21 protein-coding genes are annotated in these 22670 nt (G+C 51.3%); 12 read left to right on the top strand and 9 right to left on the bottom strand.

Annotated features, from left to right (window positions below; translation table 11 throughout):
• Positions 1-16 precede the first annotated feature (16 nt).
• The 4 genes from FAH67_RS00110 to FAH67_RS00095 form a co-directional block, all read right to left on the bottom strand.
• A complete protein-coding gene (locus FAH67_RS00110; protein ID WP_100066442.1) occupies positions 17-709 on the bottom strand; it encodes an LrgB family protein in 693 nt (230 codons plus the stop codon).
• Positions 710-714: 5 nt separating this feature from the next.
• Complete coding sequence (locus FAH67_RS00105; RefSeq protein ID WP_003682131.1) at positions 715-1059, bottom strand: CidA/LrgA family protein; 345 nt, start codon at positions 1057-1059, stop codon at positions 715-717.
• Positions 1060-1245: 186 nt separating this feature from the next.
• Entirely contained in the window at positions 1246-1992 is a 747-nt protein-coding gene (locus tag FAH67_RS00100; protein WP_172459151.1) for a HesA/MoeB/ThiF family protein, read from the bottom strand.
• Between the two features lie 49 nt (positions 1993-2041).
• Positions 2042-2506, bottom strand: coding sequence for a cyclic pyranopterin monophosphate synthase MoaC (locus tag FAH67_RS00095; protein WP_003682134.1), 465 nt, complete (start codon positions 2504-2506; stop codon positions 2042-2044).
• Between the two features lie 187 nt (positions 2507-2693).
• Here FAH67_RS00095 and ppc point away from each other — a divergent pair, with 187 nt between their 5' ends.
• The 4 genes from ppc (at position 2694) to tyrS (ending at position 9196) form a co-directional block, all read left to right on the top strand.
• Complete coding sequence (gene ppc / locus FAH67_RS00090; protein WP_115287598.1) at positions 2694-5396, top strand: phosphoenolpyruvate carboxylase; 2703 nt, start codon at positions 2694-2696, stop codon at positions 5394-5396.
• Between the two features lie 864 nt (positions 5397-6260).
• Positions 6261-7352 (top strand): redox-regulated ATPase YchF, encoded by a 1092-nt coding sequence (ychF, locus tag FAH67_RS00080; protein ID WP_003682141.1) that lies wholly within the window; start codon positions 6261-6263, stop codon positions 7350-7352.
• 3 nt (positions 7353-7355) lie between these two features.
• Positions 7356-7904: a hypothetical protein gene (locus tag FAH67_RS00075; RefSeq protein ID WP_232500837.1), complete on the top strand. Its 549-nt coding sequence runs from the start codon at positions 7356-7358 to the stop codon at positions 7902-7904.
• Positions 7901-9196 carry a tyrosine--tRNA ligase gene (tyrS, locus tag FAH67_RS00070; protein ID WP_003682146.1) on the top strand — a complete coding sequence of 432 codons (1296 nt, stop codon included), beginning with the start codon at positions 7901-7903 and terminating at the stop codon, positions 9194-9196. The genes FAH67_RS00075 and tyrS overlap by 4 nt, the downstream gene beginning before the upstream one ends.
• 170 nt (positions 9197-9366) lie before the next feature.
• Here tyrS and hslO read toward each other — a convergent pair whose 3' ends face one another.
• The gene (gene hslO / locus FAH67_RS00065; protein WP_003682148.1) at positions 9367-10263 is read right to left on the bottom strand and encodes an Hsp33 family molecular chaperone HslO; all 897 of its coding nucleotides are present in this window, start codon (positions 10261-10263) and stop codon (positions 9367-9369) included.
• 260 nt (positions 10264-10523) lie between these two features.
• On the opposite strand from hslO, the gene FAH67_RS00060 reads away from it, so the two are divergent.
• Positions 10524-11153: a C40 family peptidase gene (locus tag FAH67_RS00060; RefSeq protein WP_003682150.1), complete on the top strand. Its 630-nt coding sequence runs from the start codon at positions 10524-10526 to the stop codon at positions 11151-11153.
• Positions 11154-11161: 8 nt separating this feature from the next.
• Complete coding sequence (locus FAH67_RS00055; protein ID WP_004519529.1) at positions 11162-11383, top strand: hypothetical protein; 222 nt, start codon at positions 11162-11164, stop codon at positions 11381-11383.
• 79 nt (positions 11384-11462) lie between these two features.
• Here the strand turns inward: FAH67_RS00055 and FAH67_RS00050 are convergent, their stop codons facing one another.
• Positions 11463-12863 carry an L-serine ammonia-lyase gene (locus FAH67_RS00050; protein ID WP_003682156.1) on the bottom strand — a complete coding sequence of 467 codons (1401 nt, stop codon included), beginning with the start codon at positions 12861-12863 and terminating at the stop codon, positions 11463-11465.
• Positions 12864-12928: 65 nt separating this feature from the next.
• On the bottom strand, positions 12929-14818 hold the full coding sequence (gene dxs, locus FAH67_RS00045) for a 1-deoxy-D-xylulose-5-phosphate synthase (protein WP_003682163.1): 1890 nt from the start codon (positions 14816-14818) through the stop codon (positions 12929-12931).
• 133 nt (positions 14819-14951) lie between these two features.
• On the opposite strand from dxs, the gene orn reads away from it, so the two are divergent.
• The 6 genes from orn (at position 14952) to FAH67_RS00015 (ending at position 19758) form a co-directional block, all read left to right on the top strand.
• The gene (gene orn, locus FAH67_RS00040; protein ID WP_039864333.1) at positions 14952-15509 is read left to right on the top strand and encodes an oligoribonuclease; all 558 of its coding nucleotides are present in this window, start codon (positions 14952-14954) and stop codon (positions 15507-15509) included.
• A 63-nt stretch (positions 15510-15572) separates the two neighbouring features.
• Positions 15573-15995 carry a 6-carboxytetrahydropterin synthase QueD gene (gene queD, locus FAH67_RS00035; protein ID WP_115287597.1) on the top strand — a complete coding sequence of 141 codons (423 nt, stop codon included), beginning with the start codon at positions 15573-15575 and terminating at the stop codon, positions 15993-15995.
• A 73-nt stretch (positions 15996-16068) separates the two neighbouring features.
• Entirely contained in the window at positions 16069-16440 is a 372-nt protein-coding gene (locus tag FAH67_RS00030; protein ID WP_003682167.1) for a DUF1304 domain-containing protein, read from the top strand.
• Between the two features lie 106 nt (positions 16441-16546).
• Positions 16547-17182, top strand: coding sequence for a 7-carboxy-7-deazaguanine synthase QueE (locus FAH67_RS00025; protein WP_003682169.1), 636 nt, complete (start codon positions 16547-16549; stop codon positions 17180-17182).
• A 330-nt stretch (positions 17183-17512) separates the two neighbouring features.
• Positions 17513-19099 carry an L-lactate permease gene (locus FAH67_RS00020; protein WP_003682171.1) on the top strand — a complete coding sequence of 529 codons (1587 nt, stop codon included), beginning with the start codon at positions 17513-17515 and terminating at the stop codon, positions 19097-19099.
• Between the two features lie 296 nt (positions 19100-19395).
• Positions 19396-19758: an ACP-like domain-containing protein gene (locus tag FAH67_RS00015; RefSeq protein WP_003682173.1), complete on the top strand. Its 363-nt coding sequence runs from the start codon at positions 19396-19398 to the stop codon at positions 19756-19758.
• A gap of 139 nt (positions 19759-19897) precedes the next feature.
• Here the strand turns inward: FAH67_RS00015 and dnaN are convergent, their stop codons facing one another.
• Both dnaN and dnaA read right to left on the bottom strand, forming a co-directional pair.
• Positions 19898-21001, bottom strand: a complete 1104-nt coding sequence (gene dnaN, locus FAH67_RS00010) for a DNA polymerase III subunit beta (RefSeq protein WP_003682174.1) — start codon at positions 20999-21001, stop codon at positions 19898-19900.
• A gap of 106 nt (positions 21002-21107) precedes the next feature.
• Positions 21108-22670, bottom strand: coding sequence for a chromosomal replication initiator protein DnaA (dnaA, locus tag FAH67_RS00005; protein ID WP_039864336.1), 1563 nt, complete (start codon positions 22668-22670; stop codon positions 21108-21110).

The following is a 22670-nucleotide window of genomic DNA, read 5'->3' as shown; positions in this document are numbered from 1 at the left end:
TCAGACGGCCTAAACGCTATACGCCCAATAAGGGAATCAAGATAGGCACCAATATCGCCGTCAACACGCCGTTGAGCGTCAAGCCCAAGCCGGCATATGCGGCCATACGGCGGCCGTACTCCAAAGACGCCGCAATACCCATCGCATGTGAGGCCGTACCCAAAGACATTCCCACTGAAGAAGGCATATACAACGCCCCTTTCAACACTTTATATCCGGCTATCTGTCCAAAAAGTCCGGCAATAATCACCGTTGCCGCCGTAATCGCCGGAATACCGCCGACAGACGCCGTGATTTCAATCGCAATCGGGTTGGTCACGGATTTGGAAGCCAGCGACAAAATCACTTCGCGCGAAGCACCCAGCCATTTGGCAAAATACACGCCCGTAACAATGCCTGTCACGCTGCCCGCCAACTGCGACAACACCACCGGCAACCACTGGCTGCGGATACGGTCCCAATTTCGATAAAGCGGCACGGCCAGCAACACGACTGCCGGTTTCAACCAAAAATCAATAAAGCGCGAAGCAGAATGGTACAGCTCGTAATCGATGGCAAATACCTTCAAATACCCCATCAACACCAGCGTACTGATCAATACCGGATTACACAGCACATTCCCCGTGCGCGTCCGAATCTGCACCGCCAAAGCATATACGGCCAAAGTCAGGAACAGCATGACCGAGGGCATGCGCAACAGCTCGTCTATATTCATCACATCCGCCTCCTGATCCACTCATGCACTTTGCCGGTCACCAACAATACGCAGATCGTACTGCCGATTGTGGCTGTCAAAATCGAAAACCAGTCGTTTGCAATCACATCCAAATAGCTGATGACGGCCACGCAAGGCGGCACCAAAAACAAAGTCAGGTTTGCCATCAAAATGTCTGCCAGCTCGCCCACCCAAGACAATTTGACCCAGCCGGCCTGAAGCGCGGCAAACAGCAAAGCCATGCCAACAATACTGCCCGGCAGCTTCAACCCCAAAATCCAAACGGTTGCCTCGCCCAAAGCCAGGCAACCCAATACCACCAATAAGGCACGAATAATATTCATTAAGCCGGTTTCTCCTTATCCTTTTTCAGACGGCCTCAAAAAATTTATTAATCATTGAATCATATCGTGCCACAGGCCGTCTGAAAAGGGAAGAAACGCCTTCCTTCAAGTTTAATGAAAGATAAGCATGATTACTCTAGCGGATTGGCTTAGGCAATATTGAAACCCCTACCCTGCTTCTTGTCTTTAACGGCCGCCGCAAACTGGGCATTCGGGATTGCGTCTCACCCCATATTGCTGCCATTTTCCGCTCAACGCGTTGTAGGTAGAAAGTTTGCCGTACGACGGCGTACCGATACCGATCAGCACTTTAAGCGCTTCAGCGGCTTGGGTCGTTCCGATAACGCCGACCAATGGCGAAAAAACGCCGAACAATGCACAAGCGCCGTCACTGGCTTGTTCGCCGTCAAACAGGCAGGCATAGCAAGGCGTATCGGGAAGATCGGGACGGTACACGGCGATTTGTCCGTCAAAGCCGACGGCCGCTGCGGAAACCAAAGGCGTGCGCGTGGCAACGGCGGCGCGGTTGACCGCTTGGCGTGTGGGATAATTGTCGGAACAATCAAGGATGATGTCGGCGGCGTTTGCCAATTTGACAAGCCCGGCCTCATCGAGAAATTCGGCAATGGCTGTAATGTGTGTTTGACTGTTGATCTGTTTCAGACGGCCTTGCATCACCAAAGCCTTGTTTTTACCGATGTCGGCTTCGGTAAACGTGATTTGGCGTTGGAGGTTGGTCTCGTCGATGGTATCGGCATCGGCAATCGTCAGGCTGCCGATACCGGAGGCGGCAAGATACGGCAAGGCCGCCGCACCCAGCCCGCCACAACCGACAACAAGCACATGGGCGGCCAAGAGTTTTTCTTGGCCTTCGATACCGATTTCGTCAAGCAGGATATGGCGGCTGAACCGCAGGAGTTGTTGATCGTTCATCATAATAATAAGGCCGTCTGAAACCCAATGTTCAGACGGCCTGAATGGTTTAGAAATTAATATTTTCGTATGCGTTGTCAAACAGGAAAGGACGGCCTTCGCTACCGGTTTCGGATTCGAGGCGGATGCCGCTGAGCATCATATTGCGGTCAACGTCTTTCATCATGTCGTAAACGCTCAAGAGCGCCAAATTGAGGCCGGTCAGGGCTTCGGTGGCAATGCTGTCGTTGCTGTGCGCTTGGACGGTCAGCGTGGCCTTCAGGCAGGCCAACTCAACGTTAATATCGAAATCAACCTGCACACCGATGATGCGGCCGGGCAGGTGCAGCGGAATCAGGTTGGCGGTCTGTTTGATGCTCTGAATGGCGGCAACGCGGGCGATGGTCAGGATACTTGCCTTTTCGGTGGCATTCTCTATCAACACCCTTATCGCCTGCCGGCTCATGTTGACGGTGCCGACGGCAACGGCGGTGTGTTGTTCAGGAAAATCGGGCTGGTTGGGAAATTCAATCATGGGTTTCTCGCCTCTGTTTTGATGGGCAATATTTTACGGCATTTTACAGACAGCGACCACGCGGCGGATACAGACGGCCGTTTTCCGGTTTGAAATGTATCGGATGTTACCATTGGCAGTTTATAAAAATCTGCTATACAATGGATTCACGATACACTCAAATTAACATTTAAATAAGAGAAAAATCATGCAACTGCATATCTTAAATAATCCGAAAGATGCCGCTTTGGCGGCGGATGCGGAATTTTTAAAACAGTCGTTGTTCAACCTTTTGCACGAGGAAGCCTCGCCTTTGGTGGTGGAAACCGTTAAGTTGTTATCGGTTTCGGACGACAGCGCGGCACTGATTGAAAAAGTATTGCCGCAGTTGGACGAATGGCAGACCTACGACCTGACGCTTGCCTGCGGGCTGTTCGCACAAATTTTGAACATCGCCGAAGACGTGCACCACGAACGCCGCCGCCAAATCCACGAAGAAGCCGGACACGGCGGCGCGGAAGGCAGCCTGACGGAAACCGTCCGCAGGCTCAAAGCGGGGAAAACCGACGGCAAAACGGTGCAGCGGCAGTTGGACAATACGTCCGTTACTGCCGTTTTGACCGCGCACCCGACCGAAGTGCAACGCCAGACCGTCTTGAATTTCAACCGCCGCATCCGCGCGCTGCTGCCGCAACGCGAACGCTGCACCAATGCCGATGCGCTGGCACGGCTGCGCCGCGAAATCGACACCGTGCTTTTGGGCTTGTGGCAGACCAGCGAAACGCGCCGCCACAAACTCAGCGTCAACGACGAAATCAACAACGGCGTGTCCATCTTCCCGATGAGCTTTTTTGAAGCCCTGCCCAAGCTCTACCGCAAGATGGAACACGACTTTCAGACGGCCTATCCTGGCGTCCGCGTTCCGGACATCCTCAAAATCGGCGGCTGGATCGGCGGCGACCGCGACGGCAATCCGTTTGTTTCTGCCGAAACCCTGCGCTTTGCCTTCCGCCGCCACGCCGATGCCGTGTTCCGCTTCTATCGCGACGAACTCGACAAACTCTACCGCGAACTGCCGCTCTCCATCCGCCGCGTCAAAGTCAACGGCGATGTAACGGCGTTGTCCGACAAATCGCCCGACGAAGAAATCGCCCGCGCCGAAGAACCCTACCGCCGCGCCATCGCCTACATTATGGCGCGCGCTATGGGCAAAGCGCGCGCGCTCGGTTTGGGTATGGGCTGCAAATTCGGCTTTCTCGAGCCTTATGCTTCGGCACAAGAGTTTCTGGATGATTTGAAAAAATTGCAACGTTCCCTTATCGACAACGGCAGCCGACTGCTGGCGGAAGGCCGTCTTGCCGACATTATCCGCAGCGTATCCGTGTTCGGCTTCCACATGATGCCGCTCGACCTGCGCCAACACGCAGGCAAACACGCCGATGTGGTTGCCGAGCTTTTCCAACACGCAGGCTTGGAAGACTACAACAGCCTGAACGAAGAGCAAAAACAAGCCGCCCTGTTGCGCGAACTGGGCCACCAACGTCCGCTGTACAGCCCGTTTATCACATACAGCGACCATACCCGCCACGAATTGGCGATTTTCAACGAAGCGCGCAAAATCAAAGACGAATTCGGCGAAGATGCCGTAACCCAAAGCATTATTTCCAACTGCGAACAACCCAGCGACCTGCTCGCCTTGGCGTTGCTGCTGAAAGAAACCGGCCTGTTGGTGGTGGAAAACGGCAAACCGCACAGCCGCATCAACATCGTGCCGCTGTTTGAAACCATCGAAGCACTCGAAAACGCCTGTCCGGTCATGGAAACCATGTTCCGCCTCGACTGGTACGACGCACTGCTCGAAAGTCGCGGCAACATCCAAGAAATCATGCTCGGCTACTCCGACTCCAACAAAGACGGCGGCTACGTTACCAGCTCATGGTGTCTCTATCAGGCGGAATTGGGTTTGGTCGAACTCTTCAAAAAATACGATGTCCGCATGCGCCTGTTCCACGGACGCGGCGGCAGCGTCGGACGCGGCGGCGGTCCGTCTTACCAAGCCATTCTTGCCCAACCGACCGGCAGCGTTGCCGGACAAATCCGCATTACCGAGCAAGGCGAAGTCATTACCGCCAAATACGCCGACCCGGGCAATGCCCAACGCAACTTGGAAACCTTGGTTGCCGCAACGCTCGAAGCCAGCCTGCTGCCCGATCAAAAAGACCCTGATGCCAAACTGATGCAGGCATTGTCGGACGTATCGTTCAAATACTACCGCGAACTGATTACCCATCCCGACTTCATCGACTATTTCCTGCAAACCAGTCCGATTCAGGAAATTGCGACCCTCAACCTCGGCAGCCGTCCTGCCAGCCGTAAAACCTTGGCGCGGATTCAGGACTTGCGCGCGATTCCGTGGGTATTCTCTTGGATGCAAAACCGGCTGATGCTGCCGGCTTGGTACGGTTTCGGCAGCGCGGTGGAAACCTTGTGCGAAGGCAGTCCCGAAACCCTCGCCGCCCTGCGCGAACACGCCCAAAGCAATCCGTTCTTCCAAGCCATGCTCTCCAATATGGAACAAGTCATGGCGAAAACCGACATCACCCTGGCGGAAAACTACGCCGGCTTGAGCGAATCGCCGGAAAAAGCAAAAGTCATCTTCGGCATGATTAAGGAAGAATACCAACGCAGCCGCAAAGCCCTGCTCGACCTGTTGCAAACCGAAGAACTTTTGCGCGACAACCGCAGTCTCGCCCGCTCGCTCGCCTTGAGGATTCCCTACCTGAACGCGCTCAACGGACTGCAAGTCGCCATGCTCAAACGCCTGCGCAAAGAGCCCGACAATCCGCACGCCCTGCTGATGGTTCATCTGACCATCAACGGCGTAGCACAAGGTTTGCGCAATACCGGTTAAAGCAGTACAAAAAAGGCCGTCTGAAACAGTTTTTCAGACGACCTTTAAACTAATTGCGAACCGCAGCAAAGGTTTTACCTGTAAACCCCATAATGTTTCCCAACCTGCTTGCCACTCTTCCCCCCTATTCATTAAGCTCATCCTGTATTTCGGACTATTGCGGGCAAAAGCAGATAATCCACTGCCAAATCAAAGTGTTCATTTAAGTATAGCAACTGCTTCAGCATGGTGGATGGTCGGCCTACTGACATACCTTACCGCGGCACTACCCCATACGCCGCACAATACGCTTTCAGACAATCCTGAGGCCGTCTGAAAACAAAAACATCTTACGCCAAGGCAACTATCATTATGTTTGACATTGTATTTATCTTGTTATTCGGCAGGCTTCAACCCCACAAAATACCCGATTCATCCGACACGCCCGTCCCTTTTGGGCATTCGGCGGCAGGCTCGGCTTTAATTTATTTATGCATACGCATAGGGACAATCATCCTTCATGATTCGATTTCCGGAGCCATTAACAGCCTCCCCCTCATTCTGTTTCAAACAATCTGCATGTTCAGCTGTCTGGTTTTGTATTTTAAAATGTTGCGTACCACATCCGACCCGAAATACCGTCAGATGATTTATTGGGTACTGGGCATTCTTTCAGGTTTGATCTTAAGCCTCCTGTCCGAAAAATTGTTTTATTTAACGGCTTTATTCATTTACTCATTCTTCGGAGACACAATAAGCTGAATGCCTGCTCCTCTTTTTCGGACGGCCTTTTATCATAAGAACACACCAGCATTGCGGCTGTGTTGAGTACCTCCACAATATGCTATAATCCGCCGTTAAACTTTTATCTTTTCAGGAAAAACCATGAGCTTGAAATGCGGCATCGTCGGTTTGCCCAACGTCGGCAAATCCACCCTCTTTAACGCGCTGACCCAATCGGGTATCGAAGCGGCAAACTATCCTTTCTGCACCATCGAACCCAACGTCGGCATCGTTGAAGTCCCCGATCCGCGTATGGCAGAGTTGGCAAAAATCGTCAATCCGCAAAAAATGCAGCCTGCCATCGTCGAATTTGTCGATATCGCCGGTTTGGTTGCAGGTGCGAGCAAAGGCGAAGGCCTGGGCAACCAGTTCCTCGCCAACATCCGCGAGACTGACGCGATTGTTAACGTTGTACGTTGCTTTGACGACGACAACATCGTTCACGTTGCAGGCAAAGTCGATCCGATTGCCGACATCGAAACCATCGGCACCGAGTTGGCGCTTGCCGACTTGGCCAGCGTCGAAAAAGCCATCGTCCGCGAAGAAAAACGCGCACGCTCAGGCGACAAAGACGCGCAAAAACTGGTCGATCTGTGCAAAAAACTGCTGCCTCATCTGGACGAAGGCAAGCCTGTACGCTCCTTCGGTTTGGACGCAGAAGAACTCGCCATGCTCAAGCCGCTGTTCCTGCTGACTGCCAAACCGGCCATGTATGTCGGCAACGTTTCCGAAGACGGTTTTGAAAACAACCCGCACCTCGACCGCCTGAAAGAATTGGCTGCAAAAGAAAACGCGCCGGTTGTGGCCGTTTGCGCCGCGATGGAAAGCGAAATCGCCGAATTGGAAGACGACGAAAAAGCCGAATTCCTCGCCGAAATGGGCTTGGAAGAACCGGGCCTGAACCGCCTGATCCGCGCCGGCTACGACCTCTTAGGCCTGCAAACCTACTTCACCGCCGGTGTCAAAGAAGTCCGCGCTTGGACCATCCACAAAGGCGATACTGCGCCACAAGCCGCCGGCGTGATCCATACCGACTTTGAACGCGGCTTCATCCGCGCACAAGTCATTGCTTACGATGATTTTGTCTCGCTCGGCGGCGAAGCCAAAGCCAAAGAAGCCGGAAAAATGCGCGTGGAAGGCAAAGAATACGTCGTGCAAGACGGCGATGTGATGCACTTCTTGTTTAACGTATAAACCATGCCCAGTAGTTACATAGCATTCTCTTTGCTAATATTCATTGGTGTATCATTAGCATTCATATTGATTTCTTTGGCTTTTTTAGCAATCTCAAGCCATAAATCATTTAGAGAAATAAAATCAACATCCCTATGGATGTTGATTGGCTCATTTTTATTAATAACCACAGAAATCATGTTGAGTGTAGGTGATGATTCCTTAGCACTTATCCCTACACCATCTATTCAAGCACAATTTGGTATTTTATTGTGCTTATTAATAAATTGCGCCTTACTACTATATTCCTTCGGCAAATATCAAAATAATGCAAAATATGTTTCATTAAATGAATCCATACTTATATTAGGCATTATGCAAGTTACTATCTGCATGAGCATTGCCTCATCCTTTAAAGAAGTAATGTTTATTTTACAAATAGCAATCAATGCCGTTTATTTACTGTTACCTGCTTTAGCAATCTATGAATTTAGTAAAACATCTTCCATCTCCCCAAAAGGAAAATATTTACTGAATCAAGCGAAAAAGAGAAAGGACAAAGATTCTCAATGAGCGTCATCCAAGACCTACAATCACGCGGCCTTATCGCGCAAACTACCGACATCGAAGCCTTAGACGCTTTGTTAAACGAACAAAAAATCGCCCTTTACTGCGGCTTCGACCCCACCGCCGACAGCCTGCACATCGGACACCTGCTGCCCGTATTGGCATTGCGCCGTTTCCAACAGGCGGGGCATACGCCGATTGCCTTAGTGGGCGGCGCGACCGGCATGATCGGCGACCCAAGCTTTAAAGCCGCCGAACGCAGCTTGAATTCTGCCGAAACCGTTGCCGGCTGGGTAGAAAGCATCCGCAACCAACTGAAACCGTTTTTGAGCTTTGAAGGCGAAAACGCAGCCATTATGGCCAACAACGCCGACTGGTTCGGCAGCATGAACTGCCTCGACTTCCTGCGCGACATCGGCAAGCATTTCTCCGTCAACGCCATGCTGAATAAAGAATCCGTCAAACAGCGTATTGAGCGCGACGATGTGGGTATTTCCTTCACCGAGTTCGCCTACTCCCTGCTGCAAGGCTACGACTTTGCCGAATTGAACAAACGTCATGGCGCAGTTTTGGAAATCGGCGGTTCCGACCAATGGGGCAACATCACTGCCGGTATCGACTTGACCCGCCGTCTGCACCAAAAACAAGTATTCGGCCTGACCCTGCCTTTGGTAACCAAATCAGACGGCACCAAATTCGGTAAAACCGAAGGCGGCGCGGTATGGTTGAATGCGAAAAAAACCTCTCCGTATCAGTTCTACCAATTCTGGCTGAAAGTGGCCGATGCCGATGTGTATAAATTCCTGAAATACTTTACCTTCCTGTCCATCGAAGAAATCGACGCTATCGAAGCGAAAGATAAAGCCAGCGGCACCAAGCCCGAAGCGCAACGCATCCTCGCCGAAGAAATGACCCGCCTGATTCACGGCGAAGAAGCCCTTGCCGCCGCGCAACGCATTTCCGAAAGCCTGTTTGCCGAAGACCAAAGCCGGCTCACCGAAAGCGACTTCGAGCAGCTCGCCCTCGACGGCCTGCCGACTTTTGAAGTTTCCGAGAGCCTCAACGTGGTTGAGACTTTGGTGAAAACCGGTTTGGCATCTTCCAACAAAGAAGCGCGCGGCTTTGTAAACAGCAAAGCGGTTTTGCTCAACGGCAAACCTGCTGAAGCCAACAATCCGAACCATGCCGCTGAAAAACCTGACGATGCCTATATGCTGACCGACGAACACAAACGCTTCGGCAAATACACCATCGTCCGCCGCGGCAAACGCAACCACGCTTTGTTGGTTTGGAAATAATCTTTAAACATTAAACGCATCGTTTAAAACAATCATGCCGTCTGAAATCAGCCACGCTTTTTCAGACGGCATTTTCTATTGATGATATTCAATATTTCCAAAAAGAAAGGACAGGTTTTGCACCTGCCCTTCTATTAAGCCAATTTCCTTAAGAAACTTTTATCCCCTGTTTACTGCAAACTCTCATTTTCTTGGCGGACGGCATTCACCACATCCGCGCCAAACAAAGCGTTGACATCGGTTTCATCAAACACATACTTGGTATGGCAGAAATCGCAATCGATTTGAATGCTGCCTTGTTCCGCCACCACGCCGCCGACTTCCTGACCGCCAAGCATCAACAGCATATCGCTGACTTTGCCGCGAGAGCAGGTGCAGGCAAATTCAATGGCTTCCGGTTCAAAAACGCGGGGCGGGGTTTCATGGTAAAGGCGGTAAAGGGCGTGATGAGCGTCCAAACCGGTCAATTCTTGCGGAGTAATTGTTTGCGCAAGCGTGGTCACATGCTCCCACGCGGCATCATCCAATTCTTCCTCCGGCAGACGTTGCAGCAATAATGCACCTGCGGCTTGGTCGTCGACGGCAAGCGTAATATAGGTATCGAGCTGCTCGGAACGTTTCATATAGTTGACCAGCATTTGCGCAATGCTGTCGCCTTCCAGAGGGACAACACCTTGCCATGGGTCGGCATCTTTAGGCTGATGGGTCAAAACAAACACGCTGTTTTCGCCCAACAGCGCAGTCAGGCTTTCGTCATCACGGATTTCAGCAGTTTCGTCCCAACGCGCGGTAGCACGGACAGTATTTTCAGAAGTCGCTTCCACCACCAACATTTTCAGACGGCCCTGACCTTGAACCTGAACAATCAGCGCGCCTTCGTTTTTAAGGTTGGCAGACAACAAAGAACCGGCGGCCAACAATTCGCCCAATGCGCGACGGATGGCGACAGGATAATGTTTTTGGTTGACGATGTGGTGCCAAACCTTTTCAAGGCGGATGTGCATACCGCGGATAGGCATATCGTCGAAGATAAAGCGTGTACGGATATCGCTGTGATTTTGTGTCATGTCAGTCTCTGAAAATAAATCAATGAATGCCGCTTATATGGTTGCAGTGGCGGATAAATCAAGCGAAACCGCATTTAATGTTTTTCTAGTTTGTTTGGAAACAAGGGTTTAACGCAAAATAACAGCAGTTTTTTTGCCAAAAAGACGGTTTTTGAATACAATCAAGCAGATAACAAGAGAATGATACGGGATAACATCTCAGAAACCGGCAATGTGCCTGCAATCGGCAGGGAATGCCTTCTGAAACGGAAGTTTTTATAATGAATTTTTTACTCCGGCTCGCAGCGGTTTGGACTTCGGTCGTCATGCTCGCGAGCGTCAATTTTTCTTACGCCGATGATTTGGAAAACCTGATTACCACCCGTCAGCGTGTTTTAAACCAATTCAACGACAATGCCAACGTTTACGGCAATACGCGTCAGGCAACCCCTGTCCACCCCATCAATACACGCCCCGTTCCAAGCAACAATACGCGCGCACCTTCAGGCAATGCAGACGAATTGATCGGCAGCGCCATGGGCTTGCTCGGCGTGGCCTACCGCTACGGCGGCACATCGGCTTCTACCGGCTTTGACTGCAGCGGCTTCATGCAACACATCTTTAAACGCGCCATGGGCATAAACCTGCCGCGCACCTCTGCCGAACAGGCACAAATGGGCGTTGCTGTGAGCCGTTCGGAATTGCAGCCGGGCGACATGGTCTTTTTCCGCACCATGGGTCCCGGCCGTATTTCCCACGTCGGCCTTTACATCGGCAACAACAATTTCATTCACGCACCGAGAACGGGCAAACGTATCGAAATTACCAGCCTCGGCCACAAATATTGGAGCGCGAAATACGCCTTTGCCCGTCGCGTGAAGAAAAACGATCCATCCCGTTTCTTGAATTGAGGTACATGATGGCGATGCCGCAAATGCCTAAATGGTATGACGATGACGGTCAGATTGTTTCCTGCACCGAAAAAGTCAAAGTCATGACCGAAAACTTGAACGAACTGTACCAAATAGCGCAGGACGCATTTGAAGACGCGCTGCTGATGGGGTGTTCCGAAAAACAGTTGCGCGAATACTTCCGCGACTTAATGGCCGGACTGGAAAACCCTTATCAAAAAAACGGTTAGTTATTCGATCCATACAAAAAAGGCCGTCTGAAAGTTTTTCAGACGGCCTTTTTTATCGGGCAGATCCACTTCCCTATTGCTAACATTCCACCACGCGCACGGATACCGGCACGGCTTTTTTCTGCAAGGTAATGGCCAGGCCTGCGAGTGAGGTTTCTTTATAGGTTGCCTTCATATCACGGCCGGTTTGCAACATGGTTTGAATCACTTCATCAAGTGAGACTTTTTTGTCTGTGCCGTCTTCCAAAAGCGCAAGGGTGGCGAGCTTGAGGGCTTTTTCGGCGGCGATGCCGTTGCGCTCGATACAGGGGATTTGCACCAAACCGCCGACAGGATCGCAGGTCAGGCCCAAGTGGTGTTCCATGGCCATTTCGGCGGCGTTTTCCACTTGTTTTGGTGTACCGCCGATAACTTCGGCGTATGCACCCGCCGCCATGGAACACGCCACGCCGACTTCGCCTTGGCAGCCGACGTCCGCGCCGGAAATCGACGCATTGGTTTTATACAAAATACCGATGGCACCGGCAGTCAGTAGGAAGTCCTCGACACGCGATTGGTTGGCGTGCGGATTAAATTTGCGGAAATAGTGCAAGACGGCAGGAATAATGCCTGCCGCGCCGTTGGTCGGTGCGGTGACGACACGGCCGCCGGCAGCGTTTTCTTCATTGACCGCCATGGCGTACACCATCGGCCAAAGTTGGGTATTGACGATTTCGCTCTCGCGCAGGACTTTGAGTTTGGCCGCCAACTGCGGCGCACGGCGGCGGACGTTCAAGCCGCCCGGCAGCTGCCCTTCCGCACCCAAGCCGCGCTTGATGCAGTTTTCCATCACATCGGCCACAGCGGCCACACGGCGGCGTACTTCCGCTTCATCGCAACCTGCCAACGCCGCTTCATTGGCCAACACAACTTCGGAAATATTCAACTGGTTCAGACGGCATTGTGCCAGCAACTCGTCGCAGTTTTTGTAAGGATATGGCACGTCTGAATTTTCCTGCGCTTCTTGTGCGAACCCTTCGTCTGTTACGATAAAACCGCCTCCGACCGAATAATAAATCTGCTCTTTCAGCTTCAGGCCGTCTGAATTGTAGGCGATAAAGTTCAGGCCGTTCGGATGTTTGGGCAACACTTTGTCGCCGCGGATATCCAAATCTTTTTCAGGATTGAAGGCCATTTCTCGGCCGTTGAGCTTTAAAACGTGCTGCGTGCGGATGCGTTCCAAGCGCTGGGGAATGTCTGCAAGTGGGATATCGTGCGGCAGACTGCCTTCCAAACCAAGCAATAATGCGTCGAATGTGCCGTGTCCGATGCCGGTCAAAGCAAGCGAGCCGTACACTTCAATGACAATGCGCGCCACTTGTGTATCCAAGTTTTCGGCATGCAGCAAATCGGCAAAAGCGGCAGCGGCCTTCATCGGACCGACGGTGTGCGAGCTGGACGGGCCGATGCCGATTTTAAAAATATCAAAGATACTGATCATGGGGTTTTCCCTTATAGTCTGAAAAGGCCGTCTGAAGATTTCAGACGGCCTGTTGTTTGTGAAACTTAAACAGCCTCTATCCAACCGACAATGCGTTTTTCAACGGCTTCGGCATTCAGCCCCAAATCGGCTAAAAGTTTTTTCGGATCGCCGTGTTCGGTCACTTTGTCTTCTACACCCAGCAGCAATACCGGTTTGCAAATGCCGTGTTTCGCCAACACTTCCAACACCGCGCTACCCGCACCGCCTTGTTCGGCATTTTCTTCGGCGGTAACGATGTAATCGTGGCTTCGGGCAAGACGGACGATCAGTTCTTCATCTATCGGTTTGACAAAGCGCATATCGGCAACGGTCGCATTCAGCTTATCGGCGGCGGTCAATGATGGGGCAACCATGCTGCCAAAGGCGATAACGGCAATTTTCTCGCCTTCACGACGGATGATGCCTTTGCCGATTTCAACGGTTTCCAGGCCGTCTGAAATGGTTGCGCCCGTGCCTGTACCGCGCGGATAACGGACGGCGGACGGAGAGTTTGCCTGATAGCAGGTTGAGAGCAGCAGGCGGCATTCGTTTTCATCGCTCGGCGCGGCGACAATCATATTCGGAATGCAGCGCAAAAAGCTCAAATCGTACAGGCCGGCGTGGGTCGGACCGTCCGCGCCGACGATGCCCGCACGGTCGACGGCAAACAAAACAGGCAGGTTTTGCAAGGCAACATCATGCACCAACTGGTCGTAAGCGCGTTGCAGGAAAGTGGAGTAAATCGCTACGACAGGCTTGATGCCTTCGCATGCCAAACCGCCGGCAAAGGTAACGGCGTGTTGCTCGGCGATGCCGACGTCGAAATAACGGTCGGGGAATTGCTGTTCAAACTCAACCAAGCCGCTGCCCTCGCGCATGGCAGGCGTGATGGCAACCAAACGCTCGTCCGCCGCCGCTTGGTCGCACAGCCATTGGCCGAACACTTGCGTATAAGTCGGTTTGGCCGCTGCAGGCTTGACTTCCGGAGCAGGTACTTCGCTCGGCAACTTGGCGACGGCATGATATTTGACAGGATCGTTTTCGGCGAATTTGTAGCCGTTGCCTTTTTTGGTAATAACGTGCAACAACTGAGGGCCTTTGCGGCCACGCAAGTCTTTTAATACGTCTACCAGATTTTCAACGTTGTGGCCGTCCACCGGGCCGGTATAACGGAAACCGAAGTTTTCAAACAAAGACAGCGATTGTTTGGCGTGTTCCGCTTCGCCTGCCAAGGTTTTGATTTTGTTTTCGACTTTTTGGGCAAGCTCCATCGCGCCGGGTAATTTATCCAATACTTTGCTCGATTGGGCTTTTATGGTACTCAACAGGCCGTGCATATCGCGCACGACGTTGCTGGCGAGGTATTTCGGCAACGCGCCGACATTGGGGGAAATCGACATTTCGTTGTCGTTGAGGATGACCAGCAAATCGACATCCATATCGCCTGCGCAGTTCAGGGCTTCAAATGCCTGACCCGCCGTCATGGCTCCGTCGCCGATAATGGCGACGCTGCGGCGGTTGTTGCCCAACTGTTTGTCCGCAACGGCCATGCCCAACGCCGCGCCGATGGAAGTGGACGAATGCCCCACGCCGAACGCGTCGTATTCCGACTCGCAACGTTTCGGAAAACCCGCCAAGCCGCCGTATTGGCGCATCGTGTGCATCTGGTTTTTACGGCCGGTGAGGATTTTGTGCGGATAACTTTGATGCCCGACATCCCAAACCAATTTATCTTCGGGCGTGTTGTAAACATAGTGCAGGGCCACCGTCAGCTCGACCGCGCCCAAGTTACTGGCGAAATGGCCGCCCGTCTTACCGACGGAATCCAACAAAAATTCGCGCAATTCGGCGGCGACTTGCGGCAGCTGTTTTTTCTCCAGGCGGCGCAAATCCTGAGGCGTATCGATAATATCGAGCAAAGGGCTTGGGTTCATGATTTTTGGCGGTGAATTTTTGTGTAACGGACGATTATATCAAGAGATTGCACAACTTGTTACAAATGCTTTCAGACGGCCTGAACCTTTATCCTTTATAATACTGCCAACTGAAAACACAAGGCCGTCTGAAATGACCCAAAACGCAAACAATCTCTGCTGGCTCGATATGGAAATGACCGGCCTCAACCCGGAACACGACCGCATTATCGAAGTCGCCATGATCATTACCGATTCCGATTTGAACGTACTGGCGCAATCGGACGTTTACGTTATCCATCAAAGCGACGAGTTGCTCGACGGCATGGACGAGTGGAACACCGCCACCCACGGCCGCACCGGCCTGACCCAACGCGTGCGCGAATCCAAACTGACCGAAGCCGAAGTCGAGCAAAACCTATTGGATTTCATGTCCGCATGGATACCCGAGAAATCCACGCCCATGTGCGGCAACTCCATTCATCAAGACCGCCGCTTCATGGTCAAATACATGCCGCATTTGGAAGCCTATTTCCACTACCGCAACTTAGACGTATCCACGCTGAAAGAATTGGCCAAACGCTGGAATCCTGCTGTCGCCAAAAGCGTGGTCAAACGCGGTTCGCACAAGGCATTGGACGACATCCTCGAAAGCATCGAAGAAATGCGCCATTATCGCGAGCATTTCCTCAAACTCCCTTCCGAACAATAATCCCAAGGCCGTCTGAAACAGGTTTTACACCGTTCAGACGGCCTCATCGGCTTCCTTCATCTCATGAAAATCACCAAAATCTTTACCTTCGATTCCTCGCACATGCTCGACGGACATGACGGCAAGTGCCAAAACCTGCACGGCCACACCTACAAACTCGAAATCACCGTCTCCGCGCCCGTTATCCAAGGCGGCGCAAAAGACGGCATGGTGATGGACTTTACCGACCTGAAAGCCATCGTCAAACAACACATCACCGACCCGTTCGACCATGCCTTCATCTATCACGGCAACAACGAACGCGAAAGCCAAATCGCCGCGCTTTTGGAAGGCTGGAACATGAAAACCCTGCGCCTACCCTGCCGCACCACCGCCGAAAACATGAGCGTAGAAATATATGGCCGTCTGAAAAACGCCGGTGTCAAAGTGTGCCGCGTGAAATTATGGGAAACGCCGACTTCGTGTGCTGAATATGAAGGGGAATAAACCGGCATTTTGTATTTTTCAGACGGCCTGTTCCCCAAACACACCCATCCGCTAAACATCAAAAGGAATCTTCATGAAACTCCTCTCCACCCTCCTCGTTCTCTTCGTCGCTGTCGAACATTTCTACATCGCCTGGCTCGAAATGACGCAAATCCCAAGCGAAAAAGCGTCAGAACTGTTCAACATGCCTTACGAATTTATGGAACAAAAGCGCGTACAAACCCTGTTTTCCAACCAAGGCCTGTACAACGGCTTCCTCGCCATCGGCTTGGTATGGACGCGCTTTGCCGCACCCGACAACGCCGTTTACGGCGCGACCATCCTGTTCCTCGGCTTCGTCCTCATCGCCGCCGCATGGGGCGCGTTTTCATCCGGCAACAAAGGCATTTTGCTCAAACAAGGCTTGCCGGCATTTCTGGCCGCCGCAGCCGTCATTAACGCTTAAACACACCAGCCATTCTTTCCCCTCAACCTAACAGAAAGAATGGCTGCCTCAACCGATTTCTCAAAACGCTTCACCACAACAACTAAATCCCGCACACCCAATATTCATGACCATTCAAATCACCCCAAACAATCCCCAATACCGCATTGTCGAAATCTTTGAAAGCCTGCAAGGCGAAGGCTGGAATACAGGCATGCCCGCCGTTTTCATCCGCTTGGGCAAATGCAATCTTGCGTGCAGCTGGTGCGATACCGACTACCTTAAATTCGGCATGATGAGCCTGTCCGATATTTTAGGCCGTCTGAAAACCTACACGGCGCGCAACATCATCATTACCGGCGGCGAACCCACCATCCAACCGCATTTGGATACCCTGCTCAATGCACTCAAAACCGAAGGCTATTTTCTGTGTATCGAAACCAACGGCCTCAATCCCGCGCCGCCGCAAATCGACTACGTTGCCACCAGCCCTAAGGCCTGTTATGTCGCCAAATATGAATTTAGTTGCATCGAAAAAGCCGACGAAGTGCGCATCGTTGCCGACGGCGATGTCATTGCGTTTTGCCAAGAGATGGAACGCAAAATCCGCGCCCAGCATTACTACCTCTCGCCTTGCGAACAAGACGGTGTGATGAATATCTACGACACCATCCGCCAAATCGGCGTATTAAACAGCCGACCCGACGCCCCCGTCCATTGGCAACTGAGCGTACAGACGCATAAATGGGCTGGAATAGAATAATTCGTTTGAAATCAATTAAAAACAAAACCTTTACAAAATATTGAATGTAAATACCATTCGATATTCGACCAAATGCACTACTGGCAATGCTCTCAGGCCGTCTGAAACCCAATTTCAGACGGCCTTTTTTGTTACAAACCTCTTGACCGATTACATAAGATTACGTAAAGTGTGCAACAGTTTTCATAAATTGGTAAAACCAATTTACCTGATAACTGGTTGCATCTAAAAAGTGGCAATCCTTATTCGAAAAACATCTATTACTCAACACATCGCATCAAACCGCCATTGATTGACGGTTATGGTGCCCGTTGCCCCGAGGATAATCCCATGGCTCTCTTTCTCAGTATTTTTCCCATCGTGCTGCTGATCTGGCTGATGGTTAAGAAAAACAGTATGCCGTCCTACATCGCGCTGCCGATTACCGCCGCGCTGATTTATGCCATCAAACTGTTTTATTTCGGCAACGATGCTATGTTGCTCAACGCAACAGTCGCGTCCGGCCTCGTCTCTACCCTGACCCCGATTACCGTGATTTTCGGTGCCATTATGTTTAACCGCATGATGGAAACCACCGGCTGTATCGACGTCATCCGCAAATGGCTGGCTACCATCAGCCCGAATCCGATTGCCCAGTTGATGATTATCGGCTGGTCTTTCGCCTTTATGATTGAAGGCGCATCCGGTTTCGGCACACCTGCCGCCATTGCCGCGCCAATCCTGATGAGCTTGGGCTTCAACCCATTAAAAGTAGCCATCTTCGCTTTGGTCATGAACTCTGTACCCGTGTCCTTCGGTGCAGTAGGCACCCCGACTTGGTTCGGCTTCGCGCCTTTGGGCTTGGATCAAAAGAGCATTATGGAAATCGGTATGCAAACCGGCGTAATGCACTTCTTTGCCGGTTTCATCATCCCTGTAATCGGCTTGAGCTTCATCGTACCTTGGGCTGAAATCCGCAAAAACTTGGGCTTCATCGGTATCGCCGTATTCTCCTGTACCCTTCCTTACGTCGCATTGGCGATGGTTAATGAAGAATTCCCATCTCTGGTTGCCGGCGCAATCGGCCTGATGGTGTCCGTATTCGCAGCAAACCGCGGCTGGGGCTTGAGCAAAGATTACGCCAAAGACCCGAATGCAGAAAAAGTACCTTTCGCACAAGTTGCCAAAGCACTGGCTCCTTTGGGTATGCTGATCGGCATGCTGGTGGTCACCCGTATCAAACAGCTGGGCATCAAAGGCCTGCTGACCAGCAAAGAAGAATGGTTCAGCTTCCAACTGCCGTTTGATTTGTCCAAAATCACCGTCAGCGACTCCCTGACCATCACCTTCGGCAACATCTTCGGCCAAGGCGTAAACGCTTCCTACCAAACCCTCTACGTTCCGGCTTGGATTCCGTTCGTCTTCACCGTTTGGATTTGCATCCTGCTGTACAAAACCAAATTCAAAGATGCGTGGTCTTTCTATGCTGCAACCTTCAACCAAACCAAAAAACCTCTGCTTGCCCTGATGGGTGCGTTGATTATGGTTCAACTGATGATGGTTGGCGGCGACGACTCCATGGTGAAAATCATCGGTAAAGAATTTGCCAATGCGGCTGGCGAACACTGGGTGTACTTCTCCCCATACCTGGGTGCAATCGGTGCATTCTTCTCCGGTTCAAACACCGTATCCAACCTGACCTTTGGTCCGATTCAACAACAAATCGCGCTTGATACCGGCCTGTCCGTTACCCTCATCCTCGCCCTGCAATCTGTCGGCGGCGCAATGGGCAACATGGTCTGCATCAACAACATCATCGCCGTGTGCAGCGTATTGAACGTGAACAACGCCGAAGGTGCGATCATCAAGAAAACTGTCATCCCTATGACCATCTACGGCATCATCGCCGTGACTGTGGCTGCAATTTTCTTCTTGTAAACCGCTTCATATCAAAGGCCGTCTGAATATTCAGACGGCCTTTTTTGTATTCTTTCGCTATATTTCTTAAAGAATCATTAATGTATATATTCCGCAACAACCCGTATAACTACTTTGCAACATCAAATTACAAACAACTTTCTATTAATAAACAATCGGGTAACCATAAGTAAACACGGTTTTGCAATTTACCCAATTGCCACTACCGACAAAACGCCTAAAATACGCCTCATCTGCAAACGGAAACCCTTTCTCACTTTGCAAGATAACACACAACCCTCATTGGAGCTTAGATCATGAAATTACTTTCTGTTATCACTGCAGCCGCATTGGCTACTGTTTCCTTCTCCGCTGCCGCTGCACCTGCCGGCTTCGTTTCTTACCGTTGTGACGGTGGCAAATCACTGAACGTGATGTACGGCTTTGACCGTAGCGGCCGTGCAGTTACTGCTGACGTAAACGCCGGTGGCAAAAAAGCCTCTTTGGTTGTCAACAAAAAACGTTCTGACAGCACTGGCACTACTTTCACCAACCGTCAAGGCTATGTAATGTCTGCCGGTTTCATCGACAAAAACACCCACACTACTTCTGAAGTAGTTGGCGTGAACGCCCCTAACGGCTCATTCCTGGTGAAAAACTGCGAACCACGTCCACGTTAATCCCAGTTTTCCTATTTAACCGAATCATCCCGGTTTGATAGAAAGGCCGTCTGAAAAACAATTTCAGACGGCCTTTTGATTCAAGCCTATAAAAAAGAGCGTGTACCGTACACGCTCTTTTTGTTTGTTCACACACCAATTAAATACGCATCGGCATTACGATGTATTTGAAGTTCGGATTATTCGGCATGGTAAACAGCGTTGAACGGTTGGCATCGCCGAAAGCAAGCTGCATATCGTCGGAGTGGATGTTACGCAACACATCCATCAGGTAGCCGATGTTGAAACCGACTTCGAGTTCTCCTCCTTGGTAAGCGATTTCCAGCTCTTCGCGCGCTTCTTCCTGCTCGTTGTTGCTACATACGACACTCAGCAAACCAGGCTGCAAGAACAGTCGCGCACCGCGGAATTTTTCATTGGCAAGAATGGCGGCACGCTCGAGCGCACCCAAAAGCTGGGTACGGGATACAAGGAAAATCTTGTCATTATCCAAAGGAATCACGCGGTTAAAGTCAGGAAATTTGCCGTCGATGACTTTGCTGACAATGGTCGTGCCATTGCATTGGAAGCGTACTTGATTGTCCAAAAGCTCAACGGTGATGGACTCGGACGGATTGTTCAACAGCTTGAAGAGTTCCAATACCGTTTTGCGCGGCAGGATTACTTCCGTTTTCGGCAGTTCTGCTTCAATTTGGCTTGCCGCATAAGCAAGGCGGTGGCCGTCGGTTGCAACAAGGCGCAGCTGGTTTCCTTCGACCTGCATCAGCAAGCCGTTGAGGTAATAGCGGATATCTTGAACCGCCATGCTGTATTGCACTTGCGAAAGCATGGTTTTGAAGGTTTCTTGAGTCAGCGAGAAAGTCGCACTGACGTCGCTGCCAACATTCATCAACGGAAAGTCTTCAGCCGGCAGGGTTTGCAGGGCAAAACGGGATTTGCCCGCGCGCAGAGTCAAACGGTTGTCTGCCCAATCCAGTGACACCAGCGCACTGTCAGGCAGGGCGCGCAAGATGTCTTGGAATTTTTTAGCGTTGGTCGTAATACGGAAATCGCCTGCCTGACTTTCAGGGCCGGCGGTATTGATTTGGATTTCCAAGTCGGTTGCCAAAAGTTTGGTTTGTCCGTCTTTGCTTTCCAGCAACACATTGGACAAAATCGGCAGAGTATGGCGACGTTCGACAATACCGGTAACGGCTTGCAACGGCTTGAGCAGACTGTCGCGATCGGCTTGTAAAATCAGCATGTTCCATTCCTTTGAATTTGAAATCGGTTGATTTGGGTATTTTAAAATATTTTTTGTATTCAGACGGCCTCACATTGACATCAGGCCGTCTGAATATTGCATTGGGTCAGTTCTGAATCAGAATCAGCAGTTTTTCGTAGTCTTGCGCCAATTCGGGATCTTCTTCACGCAGTTTCGCCACCGCTTTGACACCGTGCATTACGGTCGTGTGGTCGCGACCGCCAAAGGCATCGCCGATAGAAGGCAGACTGAGCGTGGTCAGCTCTTTGGTCAGGCTCATGGCAACTTGGCGCGGACGGGCAATATTGCGCGTACGTTTTTTGCCCAATATATCACTGATTTTAATACGGTAGTATTTGGCTGTCGCATCGATGATGATGTCGGCGGTAATGACTTTGTGTTTCTCGGCAATAATATCCTGCAAAGCCGTACGCGCCAAATCCATGTCGATGACAGGACGGTTCATAAAACGGCTGCTGGCACTGACACGGTTGAACGCGCCTTCCAGCTCACGCACATTGGAGCGGATCAGATTGGCAATAAACAAAGCAGCTTCGTCTTCGATACTGATACCGGCCGCTTCTGCCTTTTTCTGCAAAATCGCCACACGCATTTCCAATTCGGGCGGTTCGAGTTCCAAAGTCAAACCCCATGAGAAACGGGACTTGAGACGGTCATCCATACCCTCAATTTTGGCAGGCAATACGTCGCACGTCAGGATCAGTTGTTTTTTCTCGTTGTGGAAATGGTTGTACAGATAAAAGAACTCTTCCATCGTACGGTCTTTGCCTTTGATGAACTGGATATCGTCGATAATCAGCAGGTCATACTGTTTGTATTGTTGCTTGAACACATCATAAGTGTTGTTGCGCACAGCCTTCATAAAGCTGCGGATATAGTCGTCCGAGTGCATATAGCGCACTTTGGCATCAGGACGGTTTTTCAGCAATTCGTTGCCGATGGCCTGCACCAAGTGGGTTTTACCCAAACCGGTACTGCCGTATAAGAAAAACGGGTTGTAGCCCTGCCCCGGATTTTCAGCAATCGCTTGGGCGGCTGCGGCGGCAAGGCGGTTGCCCTTACCTTCTACCAAAGTTTCAAATGTATAGTCACGCGACAGATTGGTCTGTTCGTAACGCGCTTCTTCCGCATCGTGTTGCGCGTCGGTTTTAGCTTTGGCAACTGCTTTAGATTCAGCCGGAGCAGCAGTTTGCACTTGAGGCTCATGCGGCAGGTTTTTCATGCGTTGCGCCAAAATCTCGGCAGCCGTCATGGCAGCGGCAGGCTTAACCGTTTTAGACGGCCTATCTTCTTCTATTGCAGCAGTTTGCAAAGGCATTTGAACAGGCTCTACAAATTCTTCAACTTCAATGACTTCTTGCACTTGCACCGGCGCAACAGCCTGAGCCGCCATTTCATAATGCGCACCTACACCCGGCTTAAACGCGAAAGCAGCCTGCTGAGGCACCAATTCGGCACGCACGGCATCAATTTTGGCGGCAAACTGGCTTTTGAGCATATTGCAGGCAAATTGGTTTTTACCATACACCACCCATACGCCGTTTTCTTCGCCCACGGTCAAAGGCGCAATCCATTGCGCAAACTGCCCGGCAGGCAACATTTCGTGAAGGCGGCAAAGGCACAGCGGCCAAAATTCAGCTAACGTCAT

Source organism: Neisseria flavescens (assembly GCF_005221285.1).
Lineage (GTDB): Bacteria > Pseudomonadota > Gammaproteobacteria > Burkholderiales > Neisseriaceae > Neisseria > Neisseria flavescens.
This window is presented reverse-complemented; position numbering and strand designations above follow the sequence as displayed.